Source organism: Pseudomonas citronellolis (genome assembly GCF_029335315.1).
GTDB lineage: Bacteria > Pseudomonadota > Gammaproteobacteria > Pseudomonadales > Pseudomonadaceae > Pseudomonas > Pseudomonas citronellolis_A.
Window position 1 is genome coordinate 1 of sequence record NZ_JARJLT010000119.1, and the last position, 25,387, is coordinate 25,387.

22 protein-coding genes and 1 pseudogene are annotated in these 25,387 nt (G+C 70.2%); 12 read left to right on the forward strand and 11 right to left on the reverse strand.

Going from position 1 to position 25,387, the window contains the following annotated elements; genetic code table 11:
• Window positions 1–250: 250 nt before the first annotated feature.
• From P3W75_RS10480 to P3W75_RS10495, 4 genes are read left to right on the forward strand one after another with little or no spacing between them, the layout of a single operon-like run.
• Window positions 251–1,252 carry an NAD-dependent epimerase gene (locus P3W75_RS10480; protein ID WP_276227316.1) on the forward strand — a complete coding sequence of 334 codons (1,002 nt, stop codon included), beginning with the start codon at window positions 251–253 and terminating at the stop codon, window positions 1,250–1,252.
• Between the two features lie 26 nt (window positions 1,253–1,278).
• Window positions 1,279–2,019 (forward strand): glycosyltransferase family 2 protein, encoded by a 741-nt coding sequence (locus P3W75_RS10485; RefSeq protein WP_276227317.1) that lies wholly within the window; start codon window positions 1,279–1,281, stop codon window positions 2,017–2,019.
• Between the two features lie 3 nt (window positions 2,020–2,022).
• Window positions 2,023–3,603, forward strand: a complete 1,581-nt coding sequence (locus P3W75_RS10490; RefSeq protein ID WP_276227318.1) for an ArnT family glycosyltransferase — start codon at window positions 2,023–2,025, stop codon at window positions 3,601–3,603.
• A gap of 38 nt (window positions 3,604–3,641) precedes the next feature.
• Window positions 3,642–4,613: an SdiA-regulated domain-containing protein gene (locus P3W75_RS10495; protein ID WP_276227319.1), complete on the forward strand. Its 972-nt coding sequence runs from the start codon at window positions 3,642–3,644 to the stop codon at window positions 4,611–4,613.
• 10 nt (window positions 4,614–4,623) lie between these two features.
• Here P3W75_RS10495 and P3W75_RS10500 read toward each other — a convergent pair whose 3' ends face one another.
• On the reverse strand, window positions 4,624–4,929 hold the full coding sequence (locus P3W75_RS10500) for a lipid-A-disaccharide synthase N-terminal domain-containing protein (protein ID WP_276227345.1): 306 nt from the start codon (window positions 4,927–4,929) through the stop codon (window positions 4,624–4,626).
• A gap of 120 nt (window positions 4,930–5,049) precedes the next feature.
• Window positions 5,050–5,277: pseudogene (locus tag P3W75_RS10505) on the reverse strand (lipid-A-disaccharide synthase N-terminal domain-containing protein); the annotation flags it as partial.
• 200 nt (window positions 5,278–5,477) lie between these two features.
• On the opposite strand from P3W75_RS10505, the gene P3W75_RS10510 reads away from it, so the two are divergent.
• On the forward strand, window positions 5,478–5,801 hold the full coding sequence (locus tag P3W75_RS10510; RefSeq protein ID WP_276227320.1) for a co-regulatory protein PtrA N-terminal domain-containing protein: 324 nt from the start codon (window positions 5,478–5,480) through the stop codon (window positions 5,799–5,801).
• Window positions 5,802–5,809: 8 nt separating this feature from the next.
• Here the strand turns inward: P3W75_RS10510 and P3W75_RS10515 are convergent, their stop codons facing one another.
• Window positions 5,810–7,192 (reverse strand): heavy metal sensor histidine kinase, encoded by a 1,383-nt coding sequence (locus tag P3W75_RS10515; protein WP_276227321.1) that lies wholly within the window; start codon window positions 7,190–7,192, stop codon window positions 5,810–5,812.
• On the reverse strand, window positions 7,189–7,863 hold the full coding sequence (locus P3W75_RS10520; RefSeq protein WP_276227322.1) for a heavy metal response regulator transcription factor: 675 nt from the start codon (window positions 7,861–7,863) through the stop codon (window positions 7,189–7,191). Before P3W75_RS10520 ends, P3W75_RS10515 begins: the two co-directional genes overlap by 4 nt.
• 454 nt (window positions 7,864–8,317) lie before the next feature.
• On the opposite strand from P3W75_RS10520, the gene P3W75_RS10525 reads away from it, so the two are divergent.
• Genes P3W75_RS10525 through P3W75_RS10540 form a run of 4 tightly spaced genes read left to right on the forward strand, consistent with a single transcriptional unit; the run spans window position 8,318 to window position 14,151 of the window.
• Window positions 8,318–9,574 carry a TolC family protein gene (locus P3W75_RS10525; protein ID WP_430765359.1) on the forward strand — a complete coding sequence of 419 codons (1,257 nt, stop codon included), beginning with the start codon at window positions 8,318–8,320 and terminating at the stop codon, window positions 9,572–9,574.
• The gene (locus tag P3W75_RS10530; RefSeq protein WP_276227323.1) at window positions 9,574–9,726 is read left to right on the forward strand and encodes a hypothetical protein; all 153 of its coding nucleotides are present in this window, start codon (window positions 9,574–9,576) and stop codon (window positions 9,724–9,726) included. The genes P3W75_RS10525 and P3W75_RS10530 overlap by 1 nt, the downstream gene beginning before the upstream one ends.
• 26 nt (window positions 9,727–9,752) lie before the next feature.
• Window positions 9,753–11,006, forward strand: a complete 1,254-nt coding sequence (locus P3W75_RS10535) for an efflux RND transporter periplasmic adaptor subunit (protein ID WP_276227324.1) — start codon at window positions 9,753–9,755, stop codon at window positions 11,004–11,006.
• A gap of 13 nt (window positions 11,007–11,019) precedes the next feature.
• Complete coding sequence (locus tag P3W75_RS10540; RefSeq protein ID WP_276227325.1) at window positions 11,020–14,151, forward strand: CusA/CzcA family heavy metal efflux RND transporter; 3,132 nt, start codon at window positions 11,020–11,022, stop codon at window positions 14,149–14,151.
• 358 nt (window positions 14,152–14,509) lie between these two features.
• Here the strand turns inward: P3W75_RS10540 and P3W75_RS10545 are convergent, their stop codons facing one another.
• Window positions 14,510–15,841, reverse strand: a complete 1,332-nt coding sequence (locus tag P3W75_RS10545) for an OprD family porin (RefSeq protein ID WP_276227326.1) — start codon at window positions 15,839–15,841, stop codon at window positions 14,510–14,512.
• A gap of 639 nt (window positions 15,842–16,480) precedes the next feature.
• Between P3W75_RS10545 and P3W75_RS10550 the strand changes: the two genes are divergently transcribed.
• Window positions 16,481–17,782, forward strand: coding sequence for an MFS family transporter (locus tag P3W75_RS10550; RefSeq protein ID WP_276227327.1), 1,302 nt, complete (start codon window positions 16,481–16,483; stop codon window positions 17,780–17,782).
• 20 nt (window positions 17,783–17,802) lie between these two features.
• Here P3W75_RS10550 and P3W75_RS10555 read toward each other — a convergent pair whose 3' ends face one another.
• A complete protein-coding gene (locus tag P3W75_RS10555) occupies window positions 17,803–19,293 on the reverse strand; it encodes an MDR family MFS transporter (protein ID WP_276227328.1) in 1,491 nt (496 codons plus the stop codon).
• 281 nt (window positions 19,294–19,574) lie between these two features.
• On the opposite strand from P3W75_RS10555, the gene cfaB reads away from it, so the two are divergent.
• On the forward strand, window positions 19,575–20,759 hold the full coding sequence (gene cfaB / locus P3W75_RS10560) for a C17 cyclopropane fatty acid synthase CfaB (RefSeq protein ID WP_276227329.1): 1,185 nt from the start codon (window positions 19,575–19,577) through the stop codon (window positions 20,757–20,759).
• 278 nt (window positions 20,760–21,037) lie between these two features.
• On the opposite strand, the gene P3W75_RS10565 is transcribed toward cfaB, so the two are convergent.
• Window positions 21,038–21,487, reverse strand: coding sequence for a hypothetical protein (locus P3W75_RS10565; RefSeq protein WP_276227330.1), 450 nt, complete (start codon window positions 21,485–21,487; stop codon window positions 21,038–21,040).
• A 75-nt stretch (window positions 21,488–21,562) separates the two neighbouring features.
• Here P3W75_RS10565 and P3W75_RS10570 point away from each other — a divergent pair, with 75 nt between their 5' ends.
• Window positions 21,563–22,021, forward strand: a complete 459-nt coding sequence (locus tag P3W75_RS10570) for a GNAT family N-acetyltransferase (protein WP_276227331.1) — start codon at window positions 21,563–21,565, stop codon at window positions 22,019–22,021.
• Here the strand turns inward: P3W75_RS10570 and P3W75_RS10575 are convergent.
• From P3W75_RS10575 to folE2, 4 genes are read right to left on the reverse strand one after another with little or no spacing between them, the layout of a single operon-like run.
• The gene (locus tag P3W75_RS10575; RefSeq protein WP_276227332.1) at window positions 22,018–22,890 is read right to left on the reverse strand and encodes a metal ABC transporter substrate-binding protein; all 873 of its coding nucleotides are present in this window, start codon (window positions 22,888–22,890) and stop codon (window positions 22,018–22,020) included. The genes P3W75_RS10570 and P3W75_RS10575 overlap by 4 nt on opposite strands.
• A gap of 38 nt (window positions 22,891–22,928) precedes the next feature.
• Complete coding sequence (locus P3W75_RS10580) at window positions 22,929–23,792, reverse strand: metal ABC transporter permease (protein WP_276227333.1); 864 nt, start codon at window positions 23,790–23,792, stop codon at window positions 22,929–22,931.
• Window positions 23,792–24,457 carry an ATP-binding cassette domain-containing protein gene (locus tag P3W75_RS10585; protein WP_276227334.1) on the reverse strand — a complete coding sequence of 222 codons (666 nt, stop codon included), beginning with the start codon at window positions 24,455–24,457 and terminating at the stop codon, window positions 23,792–23,794. The genes P3W75_RS10580 and P3W75_RS10585 overlap by 1 nt, the downstream gene beginning before the upstream one ends.
• Window positions 24,454–25,347: a GTP cyclohydrolase FolE2 gene (gene folE2, locus P3W75_RS10590; RefSeq protein WP_276227335.1), complete on the reverse strand. Its 894-nt coding sequence runs from the start codon at window positions 25,345–25,347 to the stop codon at window positions 24,454–24,456. Before folE2 ends, P3W75_RS10585 begins: the two co-directional genes overlap by 4 nt.
• Window positions 25,348–25,387 lie beyond the last annotated feature (40 nt).

The window sequence follows — 25,387 nt, forward strand, 5'->3', positions numbered from 1 at the left end:
CCGCGCCCTCCACGCAACAATTCCTTCGCAGCTTTCCAACGAAAGCTTCACGAATCCTTCCCTAACCTGCCAAGACGATGCGCCAGGCTCTGCGCACCGGTCGGAGCAGTCACGCCCAGTGCGAGCCCGGACGAGCAAGACCAGAAATCGGCGGAAAGCCGGTCACGACGATAAGCTCACTAGCGCTGGCGACCCCAATGCACATGACACCCGACACCCCCGTTCGCGGCTCCACCCGGAGTGCCCGACGGTGAAGTTCCTGGTTACCGGCGCCGCCGGTTTCATCGGCTTCCATACCGCCCAGCGGCTGTGCCGCGAAGGCCACGAGGTGGTCGGTATCGACAACCTCAACGACTACTACAGCGTCGAGCTCAAGCACGCCCGCCTGGGCCTGCTGCGCCAACAGCGCAACTTCCGTTTCGAACGCCTGGACCTGGCCGACGCCGCGAGCATGGCCGCGCTGTTCCGCCGCGAAGGCTTCGAGCGGGTGATCCACCTGGCCGCCCAGGCCGGGGTGCGTTATTCGCTGGAGAACCCCGCGGCCTACGCCGACGCCAACCTGCTGGGCTTCGTCAACCTGCTCGAAGGCTGCCGCCACGGTGTGGTCGGCCACCTGGTCTACGCCTCCAGCAGTTCGGTGTACGGGATGAACAGCCCGATGCCCTTCTCCACCGACGCCGCGGTGGACCAGCCGGTCTCGCTGTACGCCGCCACCAAGCGCGCCAACGAGCTGATGGCGCACACCTACGCGCACCTCTACCGCCTGCCGCTGACCGGCCTGCGCTTCTTCACCGTGTACGGCCCCTGGGGCCGCCCGGACATGGCCCTGTTCAAGTTCACCCGGGCGATCCTCGAAGGGCGGCCGATCGACATCTACAACAACGGCGAGATGTCCCGCGACTTCACCTACATCGACGACGTCGTCGAAGGCCTGCTGCGTATCCAGGATCGTCCGCCGCAGCCCGGCGAGCACGGCGAGGCGCCGGCGGCGCTGTACAACATCGGCCGTGGCGAGCCGGTGCGCCTGCTCGACATGGTCGAGTGCGTCGAACAGGCCCTCGGTCGCCGGGCCATCCGCAATTACCTGCCGCTGCAGCCGGGCGACGTGCTGCAGACCTGGGCCGATGTCGAAGCCCTGGCCCGGCGCACCGGCTTCCGCCCGGCGACCCCGCTGCACAGCGGCGTCGAGCGGTTCGTCGATTGGTACCGCGAGTTCTACGCGGTCGAAAGTTCCCACGCCGGCGCGGCGTGATACAGCAACGGAGCAACGCTTACAGCATGTCCAGCAGCCCTTACGTGTCGGTCCTGATTCCGGCGAAGAACGAAGCCGAGAACCTGCCCGGGCTCCTCCACGAGATCCGCCAGGCCCTGGCCGGCGAGGCATTCGAAGTCATAGTGGTGGACGACGGCAGCACCGACGCCACCCGCGCCGTGCTGCAGGGCCTGCAGCGCGACGGTTACGAGCAGCTGCGGGTGCTCGCCCACGAGCGCTCGCTGGGCCAGAGCACCTCGCTCTACCACGCCGCCGAGGCCGCCCGTGGCCAGTGGCTGGCGACCCTCGACGGCGACGGCCAGAACGATCCGGCGGATATCCCCGGCATGCTCGCGCAGGTACGCGCGGCCGACTGCCCGGCCGACCTCAAGCTGATCGCCGGGCACCGCGTGAAGCGCCAGGACAGCGCCAGCAAGCGCTGGGCCTCGCGCTTCGCCAACCGCCTGCGCGGGCGCCTGCTCAACGACCACACCCCGGACACCGGCTGCGGGCTCAAGCTGATCGAGCGCGAAGCCTTCCTGCGCCTGCCCTACTTCGACCACATGCACCGTTTCATCCCGGCGCTGATCCAGCGTCATGGCGGCGCCATGCGTGTGCACCCGGTCAACCACCGGCCGCGCCAGGCCGGGGTGTCCAAGTACGGCAACCTCGACCGCGCGCTGGTCGGCATCCTCGACCTGTTCGGCGTCTGGTGGCTGATCCGCCGTACGCGGCTGGACGTCCTGCCCCGCGAGCTCGGGCGCTGAAGCATGGCCGGCCCGGGCGATTCGCCGCGCAACCTGGCGCTGACCGTCGCCCCCTCGCCGGCCCATGGCTTGTGGCGCCGCTGCGCCGAGCGGCCGTGGCTGCTCCTGTTGCTGGCGGCGCTGCTGCTCGGCGCCGGCCTGGGCCTGCGCCAGCCGGGCAACGTCGATGAGGAACGCTTCCTCGGCGTGGCCCTGGAGATGCTGCAGAGCGGCGACTGGCTGATCCCGCACCGCGCCGGCGAAATCTACCCGGACAAGCCGCCGCTGTTCATGTGGCTGGTGGCGAGCCTGATCCGCCTGGGCCTGGCGCCGAATCTCGCGCTGTTCCTGCCGGCCTTCGGCGCCGGGCTGGTGGCCACCGCCTGCCTCTACGACCTCGGCCGGCGCCTGTGGAACCGCCGCGTCGGGCTGGCTGCCGGGCTGCTGTTCCTGGCCACCTACCAGACCCACGCGGTGCTGCGCGACGGTGGCATCGACGGTTTCCTCTGCCTGTGGATCAGCCTCGGCGTCTACGGCCTGCTGCGCCACCTGCTGCTCGGCCCGGCGTGGCGCTGGTACTACCTGGCCTGCGCGGCCATGGGCCTGGGCGTGATCAGCAAGGGCGTGGGTTTCCTGCCCGCGCTGATGCTCATTCCGTACGCCTACGCGGTGCGCAAGGGCTGGTCCGGCGTGGTGCGCATGCCCGGCCAGGCGCGCGCCTGGTGGCTGGGGCTGGCGGTGACGCTGGGCGCCATCGCGCTCTGGCTGCTGCCGGTGGTACTGCACGTGCTGCTCGGCGGTGGCGCCGACGGTCGCGCCTACCTGGACGACATCCTCCTGCAGCAGACCGCCAAGCGCTACGCCAGCGCCTGGCAGCACCAGGAGCCGTTCTGGTACTTCTTCGTCAAGGTCATCCCGCAGTACTGGCTGCCGCTGCTGCTGGCGCTGCCGTGGATGGTGCCGGCCTGGCGCCGGCAACTGGCGCGCCACGACGGGCGCGTCCTGGTCCTGCTCGGCTGGGTGGCGCTGGTGCTGCTGTTCTTCAGCCTCAGCTCGGGCAAGCGCAAGCTCTACATCTTCCCCGCCCTGCCGGCCCTGGTGCTGGCCATGGCGCCGCTGCTGCCCTGGCTGCTGCGCCGCTGGTTCGCCCAGCGGCCGCGTCTGCGCCGGGTCTTCGTCGGCGTGGCGGCGTTGTGGTTCGTCGCCTGGTTCGCCCGTGGCTTCATCGAACCGCTGAGCGATCCCGGCGACGATCGCCGCCCGCTGATGGCCGAGGTGGCGCGCCTGAGCGGCGGCGGCGAACTGGTGCTGGCCGGCTGGCGCGAGGGCAACTGGCTCTACGCGCGGCAGCCGCTGGTGCACTTCGGCCTGGATACCCCCAACGCCGTGGACAAGGCCGCCAGCTGGCTGCGCGGCCACCCGCAGGCGCTGGCCTTGGGGCGCGCCGAGGACCTGGAGCGCTGCTTCCGCCGCGAGGCCGCCCGCGAGGTGCCCGGCGACTTCGAGGAACACTGGCTGCTGGTCGGCGCCGACGCCGACAACGGTCGCTGCCACGATGACGGCGGCCCGGTCTACCGCTTCGCCTGGAACAAGCCGCTGCCCTGATGGCCAGCAAAACCCGACCTGAACCGAGGAATGCAACCTTGAACAGCGCCGTGGAACGCCTCGAAGCCCTGCCTCTACCGCCCCGCCGCCGTTTCGGCCGGCGCCACCTGCTGCGTCTGGCCCTGGGCCTGGCGCTGTGCCTGCCGGCGCTGGTGGTGGTGCTCAGCGAGCACTGGCAGCAGCGCGCCTACTTCTACGTCAGCAGCCGCCTGCACGCCGCCGAATGGGCCGGGCGCAGCGTCTGGCTGCCCGACTACAAGGTGAGCATCGACGCGCTGCCGGTGAAGGGCGTGGTCTCCGACCTGTCGGCGATCAGCTACGACTTCGACCAGGACCGCCTGCTCGCCGTGACCAACGCCGGCGACATGAAGCTGGTGGCCCTGAGCAAGAGCGGCGAGCTGCTCGCCGAGTACCCCATGGACGGTTTCCAGGACGTCGAGGCCGTGGCCTACCTGGGCGGCGGCCTGCTGGCGGTGGCCGACGAGAACTACCAGCAGATCGATTTCTTCCCGCTGCCGGCGCGACCCGGCCAGACGATCGACGCCCGCGACGCGCAATCGCTGGCCCTGGAGATCAACCCGAGCATCCACAACAAGGGTTTCGAAGGCCTCACCTACGACGCCGGCCACGACCGCCTGTTCATCGGCAAGGAGCGCGGCCCGCGGCAGATCTACGAGGTCACCGGGGTGCGCGCGAGCCTGGCCGGCAAGCTGCAGCTCAAGGTGATCGACCGCACCGCCTGGGTGAAGCGCAGCGTGTTCGGCACCGACATCTCCGACCTGCACTACGACCCGCGCAGCGGCCACCTGCTGGTGCTCAGCGAGGAGTCGCGGCTGATCATGGAGCTGGACGAGCAGGGCGGCCTGGTCAGCTTCCGCACCCTGCTCGGCGGCCCGCTGGGCGACCTGCGCCATGCCACGCCGCAGGCCGAGGGCCTGACCATGGACGCCGACGGCAACCTCTACGTGGTCAGCGAGCCGAACCTGTTCTACCGCTTCGACAAGCGCTGAAGGCCCGCCCTCAGTGGCCCCGGGCGCCGGCGCCGTCGGCCTGGGCCTGGCGGCGGATCAGCGCCAGGTTGCGCAGGTAGACGACGATGCCGAAGGACTGGCCGAGGATGATGATCGGGTCGCGCTGCGCCACCGCGTAGCAGAACAGCAGCACGCTGCCGCCCATCGACAGGTACCAGAAGTGGATCGGGTTGACCGGGCGCCCGGCGCGCTCGGAGAACCACAGCTGCAGCACGAAGCGCCCGGTGAAGACCACCTGGCCGACCATGCCGATGGCGGTCCACAGCGGATCGGCGGCGGTGATGGCGTGGAGCATCGGCTCCGGCTTGGACAGCCAGCCCAGGCTGATCGCCACCGCCGACCAGGCCAGCCAGGGCCAGGCGAAGAACGGCGGTCGGCCGCCGGCGTGGCGGCGGTCCAGTTCCAGGTTGCGCAGGTAGATGGCCAGCCCGGCCATCTGCCCGAGGCTGATCACCAGGTCGCGCTGGTGCGTGGCGTAGGCCAGCAGCAGCACCGCGCCGGCGCAGCTGAAGTACCAGAAGTGCACCGGCATCAGGCTCTTGCGGGCGCGCTCGGAGAGCACCCACTGCACCAGGAAGCGAGCGGAGAAGGCCGCCTGGGCGAGCAGCCCGATGGCGAACCAAAGTGGATTGACAGCGTTCAACCGAAGCCCCTTGCCATATCGACGAAAGCCGCGCCGGCCGTGGCCTGGCGCCTTGCAGAAGTCTACCTGCCGCAGATGTCGCTTTGTTGGCGCCGGCTCTGTAAATCGGCGGATAACCGAATCGTCATGCGCGCCTCAGGCTCGCGTTAGGGGTGGCGCCTTAGGGTAGAGGCAGTTTCCACACCAACGAGGTGACTGCCATGAACCTGCTCCGCCCCCTCCTGCTCGCCGGCCTGCTCGGCGCGTCCTCCCTGGCGCTGGCCGAAAGCGGCGGCGACCGCACCTTCTCGCGCATGGAGCAGAACCGCCAGGTGGCCATGCGCGCCGCCGCCGGCGACGTCCAGGTCGCCGACTACCGGGCTTACGAGTACGGCATGAACCTGGACATCGCCGAGGTGCTCGAAGTGACCCCCGCCAGGGGCTGTGGCGTGGTTCCGGTGCGCATGCGCTACCTGGATTCCGACGGCGCCGAGCAGCGCGTGGAGTACCGCGCCGAGCGGGTCAGCTGCAACCGCGGCAAGTGAGCCCGGCTTCAGGCCGCCCCGGGGAAGCGCAAGCGGAAGCGGGTCGGCCCTTGTGGCCGGCTTTCCACGGTCACCGCGCCAGCATGCAGGCTCATGATCGAACGCACGATGGCCAGCCCCAGGCCGGTGCCGCCCTCGGCCCGCGAGCGGCCGCCGTCGACGCGGTAGAAGCGCTCGAACAGATGCGCCAGGTGCTGCTCGGCGATGCCCGTGCCGGCGTTTTCGACCACCAGGCTGGCGCCCTCGGCGTCACGCTCCACGGCGATGTCGATACGCGTGCCGGGCGGGGTATGGCGGATGGCGTTGGACAGCAGGTTGGAGATCGCCCGCTGCACCATCAGGCGATTGCCCTGCACGCTGGCTTCGCCGCTCAGGGCGATTTCCACGCCCTTGTCTTCGGCGGCGTAGAGAAACAGCTCGGCGACCCGTCGCGCCTCCCGGTCCAGGCCGACCCGCTCGAAGGGCACCTGGGCCTGGTTCACCTGGGCCAGGAACAGCATGTCCGCGACGATGCGCGAGAGCCGTTCCAGCTCCTCGATGCTCGACGCCAGCGCCGCCTGGTATTCCTCCGCCGGTCGCTCCCGCGACAGGACCACCTGGGCCTTGCCCAGCAGATTGCCGATCGGTGAGCGCAATTCGTGGGCGAGGTCGTCGGAGAACTGCGTGAGCTGCTGCACGCCATTGTCCAGGCGATGCAGCATCACGTTCAGCGCGCAGGCCGCCTCGCCCAGCTCCAGCGGCAGCTTCTCCACCGGAATGCGGTGGCTGAGGTCCTCGGTGGAGACCCGCGCCGCCACCTTGCGGAAGCGCTGCAGCGGCGACAGCCCCCGTTGCACCGCATACCAGCCGCCAAGGCCGACCAGCAGCAGAAGCAGCGGCAGGCCGGCCAGCACTGAACGGCGAAAGGCGCCGAGCAGTGCCTCGTCGGCGTTGCGGTCGAGGGTCAGCAGCACCCGCAGCGGCGTGCCGTCGGCCAGCCGGACGCGGCCGCCGGCGCTGAGCAGCGGGCGGCCGCCGGCGTCGCGCCAGCGATGAAACCCCGGGGTGGCGTCCAGCGCCAGGCGGTCGAGGCTGGCGCGGCGCTCGGCCGGGCCGGTATCCAGCAGTGCCTGGCCGCCGGGTTCGGCAGCCAGCAGCGTGAGCGCGAGGTCGTCGTGGCCGGCCACCAGGTCGAGCAGCTCGTGGGGCTCGCGGGCCAGGTCGCGGCGGCCCAGGCCCTGGGCCAGGCCGTGATTGACCTGGGCGAGCTTGTCGGCCAGGCCGTCGTGGGCGCGCCGCTGCAGCTCGTGGTCGAGCGCGGCGTAGGCCAGCAGCGCCAGCACCACCACCAGCCCGGCGCACAGCAGCGCCATGCTCACGCCCAGGCGGGTGGACAGGCTCGCCGGCTTCATTCGCGCGCCTCGAGCACGTAACCGACCCCGCGCAGGGTGTGGATCAGCTTGTGCTCGAAGGGGTCGTCGACCTTCAGGCGCAGGCGGCGGATGGTGACTTCCACCACGTTGGTGTCGCAGTCGAAGTTCATGTCCCACACCAGGGAGATGATCTGCGTGCGGGTCAGCACCTCGCCGCTGCGGCTCATCAACAGGTGCAACAGGGCGAACTCCTTGGTGGTCAGGTCGATGCGCCGGCCTTCGCGGTAGGCGCGATGGCGCGCCGGGTCCAGCTCCAGGCCGGCCACCCGCAGCACCGCCGGCGTCGTCACCCGTTCGCTGCGGCGCAGCAGGGTGCGCACCCGCGCCAGCAGCTCGGGGAATTCGAAGGGCTTCACCAGGTAGTCGTCGGCGCCCAGTTCCAGGCCGCGCACGCGCTCGGCCAGGCGGCCGCGGGCGGTGAGCAGCAGGACGCGGATGTCGCTCTCCCGGCGCAGCCGTTCGAGCACTTCCCAACCGTCCATCTGCGGCATGTTCACGTCGAGGATGACCAGTTCATAGGCGCCCTGGCGGGCCAGGTGCAGGCCGTCCACGCCGTTGTCGGCGCGGTCCACCACGAAGCCGCTTTCGCTCAGGCCCTGGTGCAGGTAGTCGGCGGTCTTGGTTTCGTCCTCTACAACTAGGATTCGCATGTATGGCATGACCTTTTAATTGGAAAACTGACAATTCTGTTCTTATTGTTCGTGGGATTTATGGATATATCGGGCGCGTTTTTTCCGATATTCAGATGGCGCGCGAGGCTAATGGCTGTAGTTGCTGCAGAGTCAATCGGGAAGTGTCGGGTTGGCTGTTTCAGGATATTGCCAATCTGGCGGATTTAGCGGGCTCCAGGCGTTGCTTGGCGGTATTTCAAACGCTGTGAATAAACAACTTACATATTCGCGCCAATCAACTTGAGACGATGTTAGCGCAGGAAAATACCTGCTGGTCGCGCATGACATATTTGTAATTGGCGGGTCACCTTGCCGATAAAGCGCGCTCATTACCTTGGGCGGCGTTCGCTGGCCAGTCGTATCGACGGGCCGGCGGACAGTCCGTGGCAACCCTCGCGGGTTTCCTTCCGAATGCCGTTTCCCGAGGTGCGTCGTGCATTACCGCCGTGGCTTGCCGCAGCGGCCGGCGCGGGGGCTGTTTCCCCGCCTGGCGCTGTTCCTGATTTCCCTTGGCCTGCTGGCGCTGCCGGCGCAGGCGCGCACCCTCGGCTTCGACGAGGCGTTGCGCGCCGCGCTGGCCGACAACCCCGAGCTGGCCGCCGCCGGGCGCGCCAGCGGGATCGCCGAAGGCGAGCGGCGCCAGGCCGGCCTGCTGCCCAACCCGAGCCTGTCCTGGGAGACCGAGGACACCCGCCGCGACAGCGCCACCACCACCCTCAGCCTGACCCAGCCGCTGGAGCTCGGCGGCAAGCGCGGCGCGCGCGTGGCTGTCGCCGAGCGCGGCCTGGCGATCGCCGAGGCGGAACTGGAGGTCAGCCGCAACGCGCTGCGCGCCGACCTGCTGGAGGCCTTCCAGGCGGCCCTGCGCGCCCAGGAACGGGTGCGCCTCGGCGAAGAATCCGAAGCCCTGGCGACGCGCGGCCTGAAGGCCGCCGAGGCGCGGGTGCGGGCCGGCAAGTCCGCGCCGCTGGAGGCGACCCGCGCCGAGGTGCAACTGAGCGAGGTCGGCCTGGAGCTGCGTCGCGCGCGCATCGAGCGGGCCGATGCCTACCGCGCCCTGGCCGTGCTCATGGGCCGGGCGGAGGCGGACTTCACCGAGGTCGCCGGCGCCGCCGAGCTGCCCGCGCCACCGGAGGCGACGGCGCTGCTCGGGCGCCTGGAGGACAGCGCCGAGCTGCGCCTGGCGCGGCTGCGCATCGAGCAGCGCGACGCCGCCGTGGGCCTGGCGCGCGCCCAGCGCGTGCCCAACCTCGACGTCACCCTGGGCAGCCAGTACGACCGCGAGGCGCGCGAGCGGGTCAACGTGGTCGGGCTGTCGATGCCGCTGCCGCTGTTCGACCGCAACCAGGGCACCTTGCTCGCCGAGGCGCGCCGCGCCGACCAGGCGCGCGACCTGCGCAACGCCGCCGAGCTGCGCCTGCGCCGCGAGACGCGCCAGGCCCTGGATCTCTGGGATAGCGCGCGGGACGAGGCGCAGACCCTGCGCGATGGCCTGCTGCCGGCCGCGCGCCAGGCGGTGGATGGCGCCACCCGTGGCTTCGAGATGGGCAAGTTCGGCTTCCTCGAAGTGCTCGATGCCCAGCGCACCCTGCTCGCCGCGCGCGACCGCTACCTGCAGGCCCTGGCCCGCCTGGCCGAGGCCCGCGCCCGCTACGAACGCATCTTCGGCGACCTGACGGCCGCGCGCTGATGGGCCCACGCGCGCCGCTGGGCCTGGCGCCGCTGCTGGCGGCGCTGGGCGGCAGCGGCCCGCTGGCCTGCCAGGCCGGCGTCGCCGGGCACTGGTGCATCCATGACCTGTTCCGCGCCCTGGGCGCGTTGACCCGCCTGATTGGCGCCTGAGGGCGCGAGGCTTTCCGGGAGTGTCCATGAAATCGAAAGAGACCAAGATCGCCGCCGCCGTGCTGTTGCTGCTCAGCCTGGGCGGCGTCGCCGTGTTGGTGCCGGGGCGCGAGGCCCAGGCGCCCGGCGTGCATGAAGAGGTCGCCGGGCATGGCGACGGCGAGCACCATGGCGCCGGCGCCGCACAGGCTCACGCCGAGGCGGCCGGGCACGGTGACGGCGAACACCACGCCGAAGCCGCCGGCGAGGACCACGGCGAGGAAGACGCCGGCCTGCGCCTGAGCGATGAGCAGCTGCGCACCGCCGGCGTCGAGCTGGCCACGGCGGCGCCCGCCGAACTGGCCGGGCGTTTCGCCCTGCCCGGCGAGATCGCCTTCGACGCCGACCACACCGCGCACCTGGTGCCGCGCGTGGGCGGGGTGGTCGAGCGGGTCGCCGCCGACCTCGGCCAGGAAGTGAAGCGCGGCGAGCTGCTGGCGCTGATCGCCAGCCCGCAGCTGTCCGACCTGCGCAGCGAACTGGCGGCGGCGCAACGGCGCGTCGAGCTGGCGCGGGTGACCGCCGAGCGCGAGCGCCAGCTGTGGCGCGAACAGGTTTCCGCCGAGCAGGACTACCTGCTCGCGCGCCAGGGCTTGCAGGAGGCCGAGATCGCCCTCGGCAACGCGCGGCAGAAGCTCGGTGCGCTGGGCGCGGCCGGCGGCGACCGCTACGAACTGCGCGCGCCCTTCGACGGCGTGGTGGTGGAGAAGCACCTGGTGCCCGGCGAGGTGGTCGACGCGACCACGGCGGCCTTCACCCTCTCCGACCTGTCGCGGGTCTGGGCCACCTTCGGCGTCGCCCCGCGCGACCTGGCGCGGGTGCGCGTGGGCGGCGCGGCGCGGGTGCTCGCGGCCGACCTGGGGATGGGCGTGGAGGGCCGCGTGGCGCGGGTCGGCAACCTGCTCGGCGAGCAATCGCGGATGGCCAGCGCCCATGTGCTGCTGGACAACCCCGAGGGCGCCTGGCGCCCGGGCCTGCCGGTGAGCGTCGAGCTGGCCGGCGCGCCGCGCGCGGTGGCGGTCAGCGTGCCGGAGGCGGCCGTGCAGAACCTGGAGCAGCGCAGCGTGGTGTTCGTCCGCCGCGAGGGTGCCTTCGTCGCCCAGCCGGTGCGCCTCGGCGCGCGCGACCGGGGCCGCGTGGAAGTGCTGGAGGGCCTGGCCGCCGGCGAACAGGTGGCCGCCGCCGGCAGCTTCGTCCTCAAGTCGGAGCTGGGCAAGGCCAGCGCCGAGCACGCCCACTGAGCGAGACCTTCCCATGTTCGAACGCATCCTCCGTTTCGCCATCGAGCAGCGCTACCTGGTGCTGCTCGCCGTGCTGGGCATGGCCGCCCTCGGCGTGGCCAGCTACCAGAAACTGCCGATCGACGCGGTGCCCGACATCACCAACGTCCAGGTGCAGATCAACAGCGCCGCCGCCGGCTACTCGCCGCTGGAAACCGAGCAGCGCGTCACCTACCCGATCGAGACCGCCATGGCCGGCCTGCCGGGCCTGCAGCAGACGCGCTCGATCTCGCGCTCGGGGCTGTCGCAGGTGACGGTGATCTTCGCCGACGGCACCGACATCTACTTCGCCCGCCAACTGGTCAACGAGCGCCTGCAGCAGGCCCGCGAACAGTTGCCCGAGGGCGTCGAGACGGCCATGGGGCCGATCTCCACCGGCCTCGGCGAAATCTTCCTGTGGACCATCGAGGCCGACGAGGGCGCGCGCAAGGAAGACGGCACGCCCTACACGCCGACCGACCTGCGGGTGATCCAGGACTGGATCGTCAAGCCGCAGCTGCGCAATGTGCCGGGGGTGGCCGAGATCAACACCATCGGCGGCCAGGCCCGGCAGTTCCAGGTGGCTCCCGACCCGCAGCGCCTGGCCGCGCGCGGCCTGACCCTGGCCGACCTGCTGGCGGCGCTGGAGCGCAACAACGCCAACGTCGGCGCCGGCTACATCGAGCGCAACGGCGAGCAGTTGCTGGTGCGCGCGCCGGGGCAGCTGGAGGGCCTGGCGGATATCGGCAACATCGTGGTGCGCAGCGTCGACGGCACGCCGATCCGCGTCAGCGACGTGGCCCAGGTGCAGATCGGCCGCGAGCTGCGCAGCGGCGCGGCCACCGAGAACGGCCGTGAGGTGGTGCTGGGCACGGTGTTCATGCTGATCGGCGAGAACAGCCGCAGCGTCGCCAAGGCCGTGGCCGCGCGCCTGGAACAGGTCAATCGCAGCCTGCCGGCCGGGGTGCGCGCGGTGCCGGTGTACGACCGCACGCAGCTGGTGGACAAGGCCATCGCCACGGTGAAGAAGAACCTCATCGAAGGCGCGGTGCTGGTGATCGCCGTGCTTTTCCTGTTCCTCGGCAACATCCGCGCGGCACTGATCACCGCCATGGTCATCCCGCTGGCCATGCTGTTCACCTTCAGCGGCATGTTCGCCAACCGCGTCAGCGCCAACCTGATGAGCCTGGGCGCGCTGGACTTCGGCATCATCGTCGACGGCGCCGTGGTGATCGTCGAGAACGCCATCCGCCGCCTGGCCCATGCGCAGCAGCACCACGGCCGCCTGCTGACCCGCGGCGAGCGCCTGCACGAGGTCTTCGCCGCGTCCAGGGAGGCGCGCCGCGCGCTGGTCTTCGGCCAGCTGATCATCATGGTGGTGTACCTGCCGATATTCGCCCTCGGCGGGGTCGAGGGGAAAATGTTCCAGCCCATGGCCTTCACCGTGGTCATCGCCCTGCTCGGCGCCATGCTGCTGTCGGTGACCTTCGTCCCGGCGGCCATCGCGATCTTCGTCAGCGGCCGTGTGCGCGAGGAGGAAAACTGGCTGATGCGCGCGGCGCGGCGCGGCTACGAGCCGGTGCTGGGCTGGGTGATGGGCCGGCGCAAGGTGGTGTTCGCCGGCGCCGCCCTGCTGGTGTTGGGCGCCGGGGTGCTGGCCGCGCGCCTGGGCAGCGAGTTCGTGCCCAGCCTCAGCGAAGGCGACTTCGCCCTGCAGGCGCTGCGCGTACCGGGCACCAGCCTGAGCCAGTCGGTGGCGCTGCAGGAGGCGCTGGAGCGGCGCATCCTCGAACGGGTGCCGGAAGTCGAGCGCGCGTTCGCCCGCACCGGCACCGCCGAGATCGCCTCCGACCCGATGCCGCCGAACATCTCCGACAGCTACCTGATGCTCAAGCCCAAGGCGCAGTGGCCCGACCCGGACAAGCCGCGCGCGCAACTGATCGAGGACATCCAGCGCGCCGCCGCCGAGGTGCCGGGCAGCAACTACGAACTCTCGCAACCCATCCAGCTGCGCTTCAACGAGCTGATCTCCGGGGTGCGCAGCGACGTGGCGGTGAAGGTGTTCGGCGACGACATGGCGGTGCTGGAGAAGACCGCCGGGCAGATCGCCGCATCCTTGCGCCAGGTGCCGGGGGCGTCCGAGGTGAAGGTGGAGCAGACCGGCGGGTTGCCGGTGCTGACCCTCGCCATCGACCGCGAGCGCGCCGCGCGCTACGGCCTCAACGTCGGCGACGTGCAGGACTTCATCGCCATCGCCGTGGGCGGGCGCCAGGCCGGCACGCTGTTCGAGGGCGACCGCCGCTTCGACCTGCTGGTGCGCCTGCCGGACGCCTTGCGCAGCGACATCGACGGCCTCTCGCGGCTGCTGCTGCCGCTGCCGGCCGGGCCCGACGGGCGCATCGGCTTCATCCCCCTGGGCGAGGTGGCGCGGTTGAGCTTCGTGCTCGGGCCGAACCAGGTCAGCCGTGAGGACGGCAAGCGCCTGGTGGTGGTCAGCGCCAACGTGCGCGGGCGCGATATCGGCTCGTTCGTCGCCGACGCCGAGCGGCGCCTGGCCGTCGAGGTGCAGGTGCCCGCCGGCTACTGGACCAGCTGGGGTGGCCAGTTCGAGCAGCTGCAATCGGCGGCGAAGCGCCTGCGGGTGGTGGTGCCGGTGGCGCTGCTGCTGGTCTTCGTGCTGCTGTTCATGATGTTCAATAACGTCCGCGACGGCCTGCTGGTGTTCACCGGCATCCCCTTCGCCCTCACCGGCGGGGTGGCGGCGCTGTGGCTGCGCGACATCCCGCTGTCGATCTCCGCCGGGGTCGGCTTCATCGCCCTGTCCGGGGTGGCGGTGCTCAACGGCCTGGTGATGCTGGCGTTCATCCGCAACCTGCGCGAGGAAGGCCGCGACCTCGACGCGGCGGTGCGCGAAGGCGCCCTGACGCGCCTGCGCCCGGTGCTGATGACCGCCCTGGTGGCGTCCCTGGGCTTCGTGCCCATGGCCCTGGCCACCGGCACCGGCGCCGAGGTGCAGCGGCCGCTGGCGAGCGTGGTGATCGGCGGCATCCTCTCTTCCACCGCGCTGACCCTGCTGGTGCTGCCGGCCCTGTACCGCTGGGCGCACCGCCGCGACGAGACGGCCTGAGCGCGGACGAAAAAAAGGCGCCCGCGATGGGGGCGCCTCAGGGGCTGTCTCTTACCAAAGGAGCTGTCGCTGCCGAGACAACCGTCAGATCACACGAGTGGGGACTGACCCGGCCATTGGAACCCGCCGCCACTAACAGGACCCTGAAGGGAATATGACGATTCTGACAGGGGCGGATTTAACCGGGACGTTCGGGGCCTGGCGTAGGGCGCATAACGCCTACGGCGTTATCCGCCGTTGCCCCGGGCGTCGGCGTTCGGGCCCTCGGCGGATAACCGCGAACGGTTATGCGCCCTACGGTTGGGCTCGGCCCTGAACGAGAAAGGCCCCCGCAGGGGCCTCTTCCAAGCACCAACCCTCAGAGCACCTGCAACGGGTATTCGACGATCAGCCGCACTTCCTCCAGGTCCGACTCGAACGCAGTGGCGCGGGTGGAGGCCTGGCGCAGGCGGAACGACAGGTCCTTCAGGCTGCCGTTCTGCACCACGTACTTCGCCTCGATGTCGCGCTCCCAGCGCTTCTGGTCCACCAGCGGGTTGCCGTTCTCGTCGCGGCGCATGTACACGCCGTTGGCGTTGCTGTAGTCGGCGTCGCTGCCGCGCGCGTAGCGGGTCATGAAGCTCAGGCCGGGTACGCCGTAGGGCTGCATGTCGAGGTCGTAGCGGAGCATCCAGGAACGCTCCTTCGGCGAGTTGAAATCGGTGTACTGGATGGAGTTGTCGAGGTAGATGGAGTCGGCCTGGCGCAGGTAGTCGAAGTCGTTGTTGCCGTTGTTGCGCTGGTGGCTCAGGGCCAGGGTGTGGGCACCGAAGCGTACCCCCAGCTTGCCGCTCCAGATATTGGTGTTGAACTCGCCGAGCAGTTCGCGGCCGCCGTCATCCACCGACTTGTAGTAGTTGAAGCCGCCGATCAGGTCGAGGTCGTCGGCCAGCGGGTAGGTCACCGAGGTGCCCGCGTAATACTGCTTCCAAGCGTCCTTCAGGCGGCTGCCGTAGAGGCTCAGGCTGACCCATTCGCCAAGCGCGTAGTCGCCGCCCAGGTAGGCGATCCAGGGCGAGTCCACGGGGCCCGCGTAGAAGGTCTCGAAGCCCTCGCTCATCTTCCGCCGGTTGGGCTGGCTCATCGAATGCAGGCGCCCGGCCTGCAGGCCCAGGCCCTCGACGCTGGCGTTGTTCAGGGTCACGCCACGGAAGGACTCGGGCAGCAGGCGCGAGTCGCCGTAGTGCACCACCGGGGTTTCCGGGAACACGTCGCCGACCCGCACTTCGGTGTCGAACAGGCGCAGCCGCGCGGCGCCGCCGGCCTTGGCGTACTCGCTCTCGGTGCGGCCCTGGTCGTCCACCGGCAGCACGTCGAACGAGCTGTGCCCGCCGTTGCGCCCATCGCCACTGTCCAACTGCACGCCGAGCAGGCCGAAGGCGTCGACGCCGAAGCCCACCGTGCCCTGGGTGTAGCCGGACTGGTAGCGGGCGATCAGGCCCTGGGCCCAGGCCTCGGAGTAGCCGTTACCCTTGGGGCTGGACTGGCCGTGGCGGTCGTCGCGGTTGAAGTAGAAGTTGCGGTTGAGGATTTCCAGGCGGCTGCCGGCGAGGAAGCCTTCGTCCTGGGCGCTTTCCTCGGCGCCGGCCAGGGGGCTGGCCAGCGCGGCGGCGAGCAGGGGAAGGGTCAGGGAAATCTGGCGCTGTGTCATCGATCGCTCCGGGTGGCGTGCGACCCGTGGTCCGGGCCGTTTTCTTGGTGGGTGCCCGGAGCAGCCGGAGCCGCGCGCGGGCAGGCTCCATCCTGATGACGGCGGGATAACTCGAAGATGAGGCGCGCATGACAATTCCGTCATGCCGGGAACGGCGCGACGTGGAGGCGGTCGTGGCTGCGGTTGTAGCTGCGGTTGCAGAGAGAAGGTGGCGGCGGGGGGACCATTATCCCCCCGGTGCCTGCGCGTCCGGGGGTGTGGACGGGGCACCGAGGCTATGCGGCATTAGCCGCCCTGCGAGGGGTAGGTAATCGGCCTTGTCTTGTGGACAAGGCCGGACCCTGCGGCCCACCGAGGGGTACCTGACAAGTCGCCCGGCAGGCACGCTTGGGTGGCGGAACGATAGAAGCTGGCCTTCTGCCGGTCAATCGGAAATGCCGAATGGACGTTCGATATTCGCCCTTTGTATAACCCGGCCCGCGTCGATTGGCGGGATTTATCGTTAGCTGGCTATCGGCACGCGGCTATACTCATGTAACAGATTGTGTCGCCAGGCCTGGCCCGGCGCACCTCGTCCGGCGGCTACAGGGACGGCCACCGCACAACGCCAATAACAGCACCATCGACGAGAGAGCCCGCATGAACGCACCCGTACCGCATTACTCCGCCGAGGAACGCACCCGCCGCATCTTCGCCATCGTCGGCGCCTCCTCGGGCAACCTGGTGGAGTGGTTCGACTTCTACGTCTATGCCTTCACCGCCATCTACTTCGCCCACGCCTTCTTCCCCTCGGACAACCCCACGGTGCAGCTGCTGAACAGCGCCGGGGTGTTCGCCGCCGGCTTCCTGATGCGCCCGATCGGCGGCTGGATGTTCGGCCGCATCGCCGACAAGAAGGGCCGCAAGACCGCGATGATGATCTCGGTGCTGATGATGTGCGGCGGCTCGCTGGCCATCGCCGTGATGCCCACCTACGAGAGCATCGGCGTGCTGGCGCCGGCGCTGTTGCTGGTGGCGCGGCTGTTCCAGGGCCTGTCGGTGGGCGGCGAGTACGGCACCAGCGCCACCTACATGAGCGAGGTGGCGCTCAAGGGCCAGCGCGGCTTCTTCGCCTCCTTCCAGTACGTGACCCTGATCGGCGGCCAGCTCCTGGCGGTGCTGGTGGTGGTGATCCTGCAGCAACTGCTGAGCACCGAGGAACTGCGCGCCTGGGGCTGGCGGATTCCCTTCGTGGTCGGCGCCGTCACCGCGGTGATCGCCTTCTACCTGCGCCGCTCGCTGAGCGAAACGGCCAAGGACGAGAACCTCAAGCGCAGCGAGTCGGGCACCCTCACCGAGCTGTTCGCCCACCACAAGCGCGCCTTCTTCACCGTGCTCGGTTTCACCGCCGGCGGCTCGCTGATCTTCTACACCTTCACCACCTACATGCAGAAGTACCTGGTCAACACCGTGGGCATGGACGCCAAGGTGGCCAGCGGCGTGATGACCTTCGCGCTGCTGGTGTACATGTGCATGCAGCCGGTGTTCGGCGCCCTCTCCGACCGCATCGGGCGCAAGACCTCGATGCTCTGGTTCGGCGCCCTGGGCATGCTCTGCACCTGGCCGATCCTCTCCGTGCTGAAGACCACCACCAACCCGTACATGGCCTTCGTGCTGATCATCCTGGCGATGGCCATCGTCAGCCTGTACACCTCGATCAGCGGGCTGATCAAGGCCGAGATGTTCCCGCCGCAGATCCGCGCCCTGGGCGTCGGCCTGTCCTACGCGGTGGGCAACGCGATCTTCGGCGGTTCGGCCGAGTACGTGGCCCTGGGCCTGAAGAGCCTGGGCGTGGAGGAATACTTCTACATCTACGTCTCGGTGATGTGCGGCGTGGCCCTGGTGGTCTGCCTGCTGCTGCCGGACCTGCGCCAGGTCAGCTACCTCAACGACGAGGACTGACGGTGCGAAGGGGAGGCGGCTCAGGCTGCCTCCCCGGCCTCCACCTTGCCGCGCAGCAGGTTGTTCGGCAGCGCCAGGGCGATGCCCAGGGCCAGCACGCCGAAGCCGGCGTTGACCAGGAACAGCCGGCGGAACACCGCGTCCAGCGCCTGCCGGCGGTCCTCGTGGCCTGGCCCGGCGAGGCTGCTGAGCAACTCGTTGGCCGACAGCCCGTGGCCGAAACCTTCGCCAGCCGCCAGCGGCTGCAGCATGGCCAGCAGGATCGCCGACATCAGGGCGATGCCCACCGCCCCGCCGAGGGAGCGGAACAGCGTGGTGTTGCTGGTGGCGACGCCCAGGTAGCGGTGGTCCACCGCGCTCTGCGCGGCCACCAGGCTGGTGGGGAACTGGGTGCCGGCGGCGATGCCGCAGAGCAGCATGAACAGCCCCGACAGCCAGGCATTCGACGGCGCCGTCAGGGCCAGCCCGGCGATGGCGCAGGGCAGCAGCAAGGCGCCGCCGACGATCTGCGGCTTGTAGCGCCCGAGCACGGCGGTCAGCCGCCCGCAGCAGTACGCGCCGATCGGCACGCCCATGGCCAGCGGCAGCAGGTGCAGGGCGGCGCTGTCGGCGCCGGCGCCGGTCACCGACTGGTAGCGCAGCGGCACCAGCACCGACAGCGAGATGGACTGGAAGCTGGCGAAGAAGCCGACCATCCAGCTCAGGGTCGCGGCGCGGATGGCGAACAGCTGCATCGGCACCAGCGGCTCGGGCGCGCGCCGCTCCTGGGCGACGAACAGCGCCAGCAGGGCGAGCGAGGCGGCGAACAGGCCGAGCATCTTCGGGTCGCGCCAGTCGGCGCCCTGGCCGACGTCGGTGATCGCCAGCAGCAGGCTGCCGAGGCCGGCGATCATCAGCGCGGTGCCCAGGTAGTCGATGCGCGGCCGCCGTCCCGGTACCGGCAGGCCGACCAGGGTGCGCCGCGAGACCTCCAGCGCCACCAGGCCCACCGGCAGGTTGATGAGGAACACCCAGCGCCACGACAGGTACTCGGTGAGCAGGCCACCGAGCACCGGGCCGGCGATGCTCGCCACCGCGTACATGCTGCTGAAATAACCCTGGTAGCGGCCGCGTTCGCGCGGCGGCACCACGTCGCCGATGATCGCCTGGCTAACCGACATCAGCCCGCCCGCGCCAACCCCCTGCAGCACCCGCGCGAGCACCAGCTGCTCCATGCTCTGGGCCAGGCCGCAGAGCAGCGAGGCGAAGGTGAACAGCGCGGTGGCGAAGAGCATCAGCCGGCGCCGCCCGTAGAGGTCGCCGAGCTTGCCGTAGATGGGCATGGACACGGTCATGGCGACCATGTAGCCGGAGATCACCCAGGCCAGCAGGTCGAAATTGCCGAAGCCGGCGGAGATGGCCGGTAGCGAGACCGCGACTATGGTCTGGTCGAGCGCGCCGAGGAAGATCGCCAGCATCAGCCCGACGAGGATGGTGCGCACCGGCGGACGCGGTTGGCTCAAGGTATTCAAGAACTCCCCCTTGGAGGGCGGCGCGAAATTCGCGGGACAGTACGGGGAATGCGCAGTCTAACGGATTGTGGGCGCGCCGCGCCGGCGCACTGTTGCAATCCGGGAAAGGCTCTATCTCGATATGGGCAAGCTGACGCGCGGAAATCTCCTGCTACGCTTTCGCAGCGCTTTGTTCGCACCTGCCGCCCCTCGAATCGATAGACGAAAGGCCGGGCCGGCCATAGACGAAGGCTATGGAGGTCCTGATCTATAGTTTTTCTGTTTGTGACCAGGAGGAATGCATGAAAGCCAACCTGCCCTCTGAGTTGCTGTCCCTGCAGCTGCCATTGCGCATCCGCATCGGCGAGGCCCAGGCCTTCGACCTCGGCCCGGAGCCACGGGTCACCCTGATCGTCCGCGACCCCACGCTGCTCGCGGAAATCACCCGGCCGAGCCTCGACGTGCTGGGGCGCGCCTACGTCGAGAAGCGCATGGACATCGAGGGGCCGATCGGCGAGGTGATCGCCATGGGCGACGCCCTCAGCGTGGCGCTGGGCGATGACGACGCCGACGCCGACTACGTCCGCGAGAGCCACGACAAGGCCACCGACGCCGAGGCCATCCACTACCACTACGACCTCTCCAACGACTTCTACCGGCTCTGGCTGGACCCGGAGATGGTCTACTCCTGCGCCTACTACGAGACCGGCAGCGAGGACCTGGCGACCGCCCAGCTGGCCAAGCTGCGCCACCTGTGCCGCAAGCTGCGCCTGAAGCCCGGCGAGCGCCTGCTCGACGTCGGCTGCGGCTGGGGCGGGCTGGCGCGCCTGGCGGCGCGCGAGTTCGGCGCGCAGGTGTACGGCATCACCCTCAGCGAAGAGCAGCTCAAGCTCGGCCGCGAGCGGGTCAAGGCCGAGGGCCTGGAAGGCCGGGTGACGCTGGAGCTGCTGGACTACCGCGACCTGCCGCGCGACGGCCGCTTCGACAAGGTGGTCAGCGTCGGCATGTTCGAGCACGTCGGCCATGCCAACCTGGGCATCTACTTCCAGCAGTTGTACGACGCGGTGCGCCCCGGCGGCCTGGTGATGAACCACGGCATCACCTCGCGCTACACCGACGGCCGCCCGGTGGGCCGCGGCGCCGGTGACTTCATCGACCGCTACGTGTTCCCCCACGGCGAGCTGCCGCACCTGTCGCTGGCGACCATGCGCATGAGCGAAGCGGGCCTGGAGGTGGTCGACGTCGAAGGCCTGCGCCTGCACTACGCGCGCACCCTGGAGTTCTGGAGCGCCAACCTGGAAGCCAGGCTCAGCGAGGCCGCGCAACTGGTCCCGGACCAGGCCCTGCGCATCTGGCGCCTGTACCTGGCCGGCTGCGCCTACGGCTTCCAGAAGGGCTGGATCAACCTGCACCAGATCCTGGCCAGCAAGCCGCACGCCGATGGCTCCCAGGAGCTGCCGTGGAGCCGGGGGGATATCTATGCCTGAGGCAGGGCTTTGGTAGGAGCGAACAGCGCCCCCGGTTGCTTCGTGGCCTATCCGGACCCCGCTCCCTCTCCCTAACCCTCTCCCTGAAGGGAGAGGGGACCGTTCGGAGTACGCTGCTGTTTTGGCGTCAGCCGGCTTGCGCTGAGTTGCCGGCAGGGTTCAGATCTTATCTCGGCACGAACAAGCCCCCTCTCCCTTCAGGGCGGGGCGCGCAGCCGAGGGCTGGGGAGAGGGGCTCTTCGCGGTGGGCACCGATTCGCGAGCAGCCCCGCGCCGCTTCAGCGTCTGACCAACGCCAGCCAATCCTCCGGCCGCTCCGCCGCCGGTAGGCCGTTGTTCCGCGCCGCTTCGAACACGGCGCGCCAGCGTTGCGCCGAGCAGTCCTGCCGGTAGTCTACGGCCAGCGTCTCCACGCGACTCAGGGCCGCGTCGGTAGCCACGCCGGACGCCGGGTTGGTGCCCAACCGCGCCACCGCCAGCCGCGCTTCCAGGGTCTGCTCGGAGAGCTCCACGCAACGGCTGAACTGCCTGTCGCTCATGCCTGGATAAGGCGAGTCGTATTGGCGCAGCACTTCCACCAGCCGGGTCACCCCGCTGATCAGCAGCACCGCGGCGACCATCGCCACGACGATGCCGCCGGCCACCAGGGCCAGCCCCAGGTGCAGCGCCTGCATGCGCTGGCGGTGGCTGAACTGGTTCCAGACGTCCTGCCAGGTTGGGCGGGCCATGACACTCCTTGTCGGCGGATTCGGCACAATACGCAGACTCTAGCCAGCCCGCCGTCGCGTTACCAGGAGCCCCGCGTGTCCGACCTCGCCCTTCGTGAACTGCCCCTCACCCAGCCCCCCTGGCCGCTGTTGCTGCTCGCCGACCCGAGCCGCGAGCAGGTCGAGCGCTACCTGCCGCGCTCGCGCCTGCTGGCGCTGGTCGAGGGTGAGGCGGTGCGCGGGGTGCTGGCGCTGACACCGGTGGGCGACGGCGTGCTGGAGATCAGCAACCTCGCCGTCGACGAGGCCTGGCAGGGGCGCGGCCTGGGCAAGCGGCTGCTCGCCGCGGCCATCGACGCGGCGCGGGCGGCCGGGGCGTTGCGGCTGGATATCGCCACCGGCAATTCCAGCCTGGCGCAGCTCGGCCTCTACCAGCGCATGGGCTTTCGCCTGTGCGCCATCGAGCACGACTACTTCAGCCTCAACTACCCCGAACCCATCGTCGAGAACGGCATTCCCTGCCGCGACCGCCTGCGCCTGAGCCTGGTGCCCTAGTTGCCCAGCGCCTGGTACAGGGTGTCGACGTTGCTGCGGTACAGGCCCAGGTAGGTGCTCGCCGGGCCTTCGCTGGCGAGGGCGTCGGAATGCAGGGTGCCGCCGATCTTCGCCCCGCTCTCCTCGGCGATCTGCCGCATCAGCCGGGGGTCCTTGATGTTCTCGACGAACACCGCGCGGATGTGCTGCTCGCGGATCTGCCGGATCAGCGCGGCCACTTCGGTGGCCGAGGCCTCGCGCTCGGTGGAGATGCCCTGGGGCGCCAGCAGGGTCAGCCCATAGGCCTGGCCGAGGTAGCCGAAGGCGTCGTGGGAGGTGACCAGGCTGCGCCGGTCGGCGGGCAGCTTGCCGAGCGTGTCCTTGGCGTAGGCGAGCAGTGCGTGGGCCTGCTTCAGGTAGGCCTCGGCGTTGCGCCGGTAGTCGGCGGCGTTGGCCGGGTCGACCTGTTCCAGGGCCTTGGCGATGTTGCCGACGTAGATGTCGGCGTTGGCCAGGTTGTTCCAGGCGTGCGGGTCGGGGATGGTCTGGCCGTCCTCCTCCAGGCTGCGCGGGATCACTCCGTGGCTGGCCTGGATCACCCGGGCGCCGGTCTCGGTGCTCTTCACCAGGCGGTCGAGCCAGGGTTCGAAGCCCAGGCCGTTCTCCACCACCAGCTGTGCCTGGCGCACCGCGCGGGCGTCGTCCGGGGTGGTCTCGTAGGTGTGCGCGTCGCTGTCGGCGCCGACCAGGTTGGTCAGCTGGATGTGCTCGCCGCCGACCGCGCGGGTGATGTCGGCGAGGATGCTGAAGCTGGTCACCACCTTCGGCCGCTCGGCGGCGGACAGCGACAGGGGCAGGCAGAACGCGAACAGCAGGAGCAGGGCACGCATGGCGGATTTCCTTGAGTGGGAGGTCAGGGTTCGAGTGGTCATTGCGGGATGGGCAACAGGCCGCGGCGCAACAGGCCGTGCACCGGGCCGAAGAACACCGAGAGCAGGTAGAACAGGCCGGCGAGCAGGACGATCGCCGGGCCGCTGGGCAGCGACCAGGCGTAGGACGCCGCCAGGCCGAGCCACACCGCCAGCGCGCCGAGGCTGCCGGCGATCGCCAGCAGCGCCGGCAAGCGGCGGCTCCAGAAGCGCGCGGCGGCGGCCGGGAGCATCATCAGGCCGACCATCATCAGCGCGCCCAGGGCCTGGAAGCCGATCACCAGGTTGAGCACCACCAGGCCGAGGAACAGCCCGTGGGCGAACGGCCCGAGGCGGCTGACGCTGCGCAGGAACAGCGGGTCGAGGCTGTCCAGCAGCAGGCTGCGGTAGATCAGCGCGAGCACGCCCAGGCTCAGCGCGGCGACGCCGAGCATGCCCAGCAGGGTCGTGCGGTCCACCGCCAGCGCCGAGCCGAACAGCAGCTCCAGCAGGTTCAGGCGCTTGCCGGCCAGGCCCAGCAGGAGCACGCCGCTGGCCAGCGAGATGGGGTACACCGCGGCCAGGCTGGCGTCCTCGCGCAGCCCGGTGTGGCGCGTGACCCAGGCCGCCAGGCCGGCCACCGCGAGGCCGGCGCCGAGGCCGCCGAGGGTCAGCGCCGGCAGCGACAGGCCGGCCAGCCAGAAGCCAACGGCGGCGCCGGGGAGGATGCCGTGGGCGATGGCGTCGCCGATCAGGCTCATGCGCCGCAGGATCAGGAACACCCCGAGCGGCGCCGCGCTCAGCGCCAGGACCACGCCGCCGAGCAGCGCGCGGCGCATGAAGGCGAACTCGACGAAGGGTTGCCAGAGCGCGTGCAGCAGCATCACGCCACCCGCGCCAGGTTGCGGCTGGCGATCAGCGCGTGGCTGCGCCCGCGGCGGCAACCGTCGGCGGCCACGCGCAGGCAGTCGGGCACCCGTTCGCGCACGCTCGCCAGGTCGTGGCAGACCAGCAGCAGCGTGCGGCCTTCGCGGTGCCAGGCGTCGATGCGCCGCCAGAGCAGTTCCTGGCCGGCCTCGTCGAGGCAGGCGTCGGGTTCGTCGAGCAGCAGCAGCGGGCTGTCCAGCAGGCTCAGGCGGGCCAGCAGGGCGCGTTGCAGCTGGCCGCCGGAGAGCGCCGCCAGCGGCCGTTGCTCCAGGCCGTCGAGCTGCCAGTCGGCCAGCGCCTGGCGCAGTTTCTCGCGCCGCGCGGCCTGCTCCAGGCGGCTGTTCCACAGGCCGGCGCCGACCAGTTCGCCGAGGCCGATGGGGAATTGCCGGTCGATGGCCTGCTGTTGCACCAGGTAGCCGATCTCGCGGGCGCGCAGTTCGACGCGCACGCGCCCGGCCAGGGGTTTCTGCAGGCCGGCGATGACCTTCAGCAGGCTGCTCTTGCCGCAGCCGTTGGCGCCGACCACGGCGGTCAGGCTGCCGGCGCCGATGTCGAGGTTCAGCGGTGGTGTCAGCGGCAGGCGCGGCGGCCCCCACTGCAGGGCCTGGCAATGGATCATGCGGCCTCCCCGCGCCACTGGCTGCGGGCCACGGCGTCGTGGGCGTGGAGGCTCTCGGCGTGTACCACGCTGAGCTCGAAGGCGCGCAGTTCCTCGCGCTGGACCAGCGCCCGGTGCAGGCGTCGCGCGGCGTCCTCGCAGAACATCGGGTTCTGCCCGTTGGCCAGGGCGAAGGCCTGTTCGTCGGCGCGCTTCACGGCGGTCTGCACGGCGGTGCCGAGGGCCGCTTCGGCGTGGTCGAGCAGCGCGCGCAGCGGCAGTTCGGCGAGCCCTTCGCGCAGCTGCAGATGCAGGTCGGCGAAGCTGCGCTGGCTATGCGGGGTGGCGACGATGCCGGCGCTCTCGCCGAGCCAGGCGTGGACCTGCGCGTGGTCGAGCGGGCGCCCGGTGAAGTCCTCGGCGAAGCGTTGCTGGATCAGCTGGCGCGCCAGCGCCGCCGAGCACGGGCAGGTGGAGGAATAGGCCAGGCGCAGGCGCAACTCCAGGTGCAGGCCGCGCTCGTCGAGTTGCGCGCGGACCTCGCAGGGGTAGCGCTTCCAGCCACTCAGCGGGCTGACCAGCGCGGGACGTTCGAGCAAGGCGTCGAAGGCCAGGCGCAGGCTGGCGCGGCGCGACAGGCCGGCGTGGCTGGCGAGGAACTCGTCGAGCACTTCGCGCAGCAGCGCCGGGCCCAGCTCGCGGCTTTCGAGGCGGCCCAGGGCCAGGTACAGGCGTGACATGTGGATGCCGCGCGCGCGGCCGTCGTCGAGGCTGACCCCGGCGTCGGCCAGGGCGGCCAGGCGTTCGCCGTGCAGGCGCAGCGGTAGGGCGATGCCCTGCATGCCGACCCAGTCGAGGGCGAGGGTGTCGGACGCGGCCTGGCTGGCGACGTCCGGAAGGAAAGCGGTCATGGGAATGGCTGGTGGTAGTGAATGTTATAATATAACGTAT

Bases quoted from the DNA above. Each gene is read 5' to 3' on its own strand.
- P3W75_RS10485 (WP_276227317.1), top strand. From the start codon at position 1,279: ATGTCCAGCAGCCCTTACGTGTCGGTCCTGATTCCGGCGAAGAACGAA.
- P3W75_RS10490 (WP_276227318.1), top strand. From the start codon at position 2,023: ATGGCCGGCCCGGGCGATTCGCCGCGCAACCTGGCGCTGACCGTCGCC.
- P3W75_RS10500 (WP_276227345.1), bottom strand. From the start codon at position 4,929: ATGCTCCACGCCATCACCGCCGCCGATCCGCTGTGGACCGCCATCGGC.
- P3W75_RS10510 (WP_276227320.1), top strand. From the start codon at position 5,478: ATGAACCTGCTCCGCCCCCTCCTGCTCGCCGGCCTGCTCGGCGCGTCC.
- P3W75_RS10515 (WP_276227321.1), bottom strand. From the start codon at position 7,192: ATGAAGCCGGCGAGCCTGTCCACCCGCCTGGGCGTGAGCATGGCGCTG.
- P3W75_RS10520 (WP_276227322.1), bottom strand. From the start codon at position 7,863: ATGCGAATCCTAGTTGTAGAGGACGAAACCAAGACCGCCGACTACCTG.
- P3W75_RS10530 (WP_276227323.1), top strand. From the start codon at position 9,574: ATGGGCCCACGCGCGCCGCTGGGCCTGGCGCCGCTGCTGGCGGCGCTG.
- P3W75_RS10535 (WP_276227324.1), top strand. From the start codon at position 9,753: ATGAAATCGAAAGAGACCAAGATCGCCGCCGCCGTGCTGTTGCTGCTC.
- P3W75_RS10540 (WP_276227325.1), top strand. From the start codon at position 11,020: ATGTTCGAACGCATCCTCCGTTTCGCCATCGAGCAGCGCTACCTGGTG.
- P3W75_RS10545 (WP_276227326.1), bottom strand. From the start codon at position 15,841: ATGACACAGCGCCAGATTTCCCTGACCCTTCCCCTGCTCGCCGCCGCG.
- P3W75_RS10550 (WP_276227327.1), top strand. From the start codon at position 16,481: ATGAACGCACCCGTACCGCATTACTCCGCCGAGGAACGCACCCGCCGC.
- cfaB (WP_276227329.1), top strand. From the start codon at position 19,575: ATGAAAGCCAACCTGCCCTCTGAGTTGCTGTCCCTGCAGCTGCCATTG.
- P3W75_RS10565 (WP_276227330.1), bottom strand. From the start codon at position 21,487: ATGGCCCGCCCAACCTGGCAGGACGTCTGGAACCAGTTCAGCCACCGC.
- P3W75_RS10575 (WP_276227332.1), bottom strand. From the start codon at position 22,890: ATGCGTGCCCTGCTCCTGCTGTTCGCGTTCTGCCTGCCCCTGTCGCTG.
- P3W75_RS10580 (WP_276227333.1), bottom strand. From the start codon at position 23,792: ATGCTGCTGCACGCGCTCTGGCAACCCTTCGTCGAGTTCGCCTTCATG.
- P3W75_RS10585 (WP_276227334.1), bottom strand. From the start codon at position 24,457: ATGATCCATTGCCAGGCCCTGCAGTGGGGGCCGCCGCGCCTGCCGCTG.
- folE2 (WP_276227335.1), bottom strand. From the start codon at position 25,347: ATGACCGCTTTCCTTCCGGACGTCGCCAGCCAGGCCGCGTCCGACACC.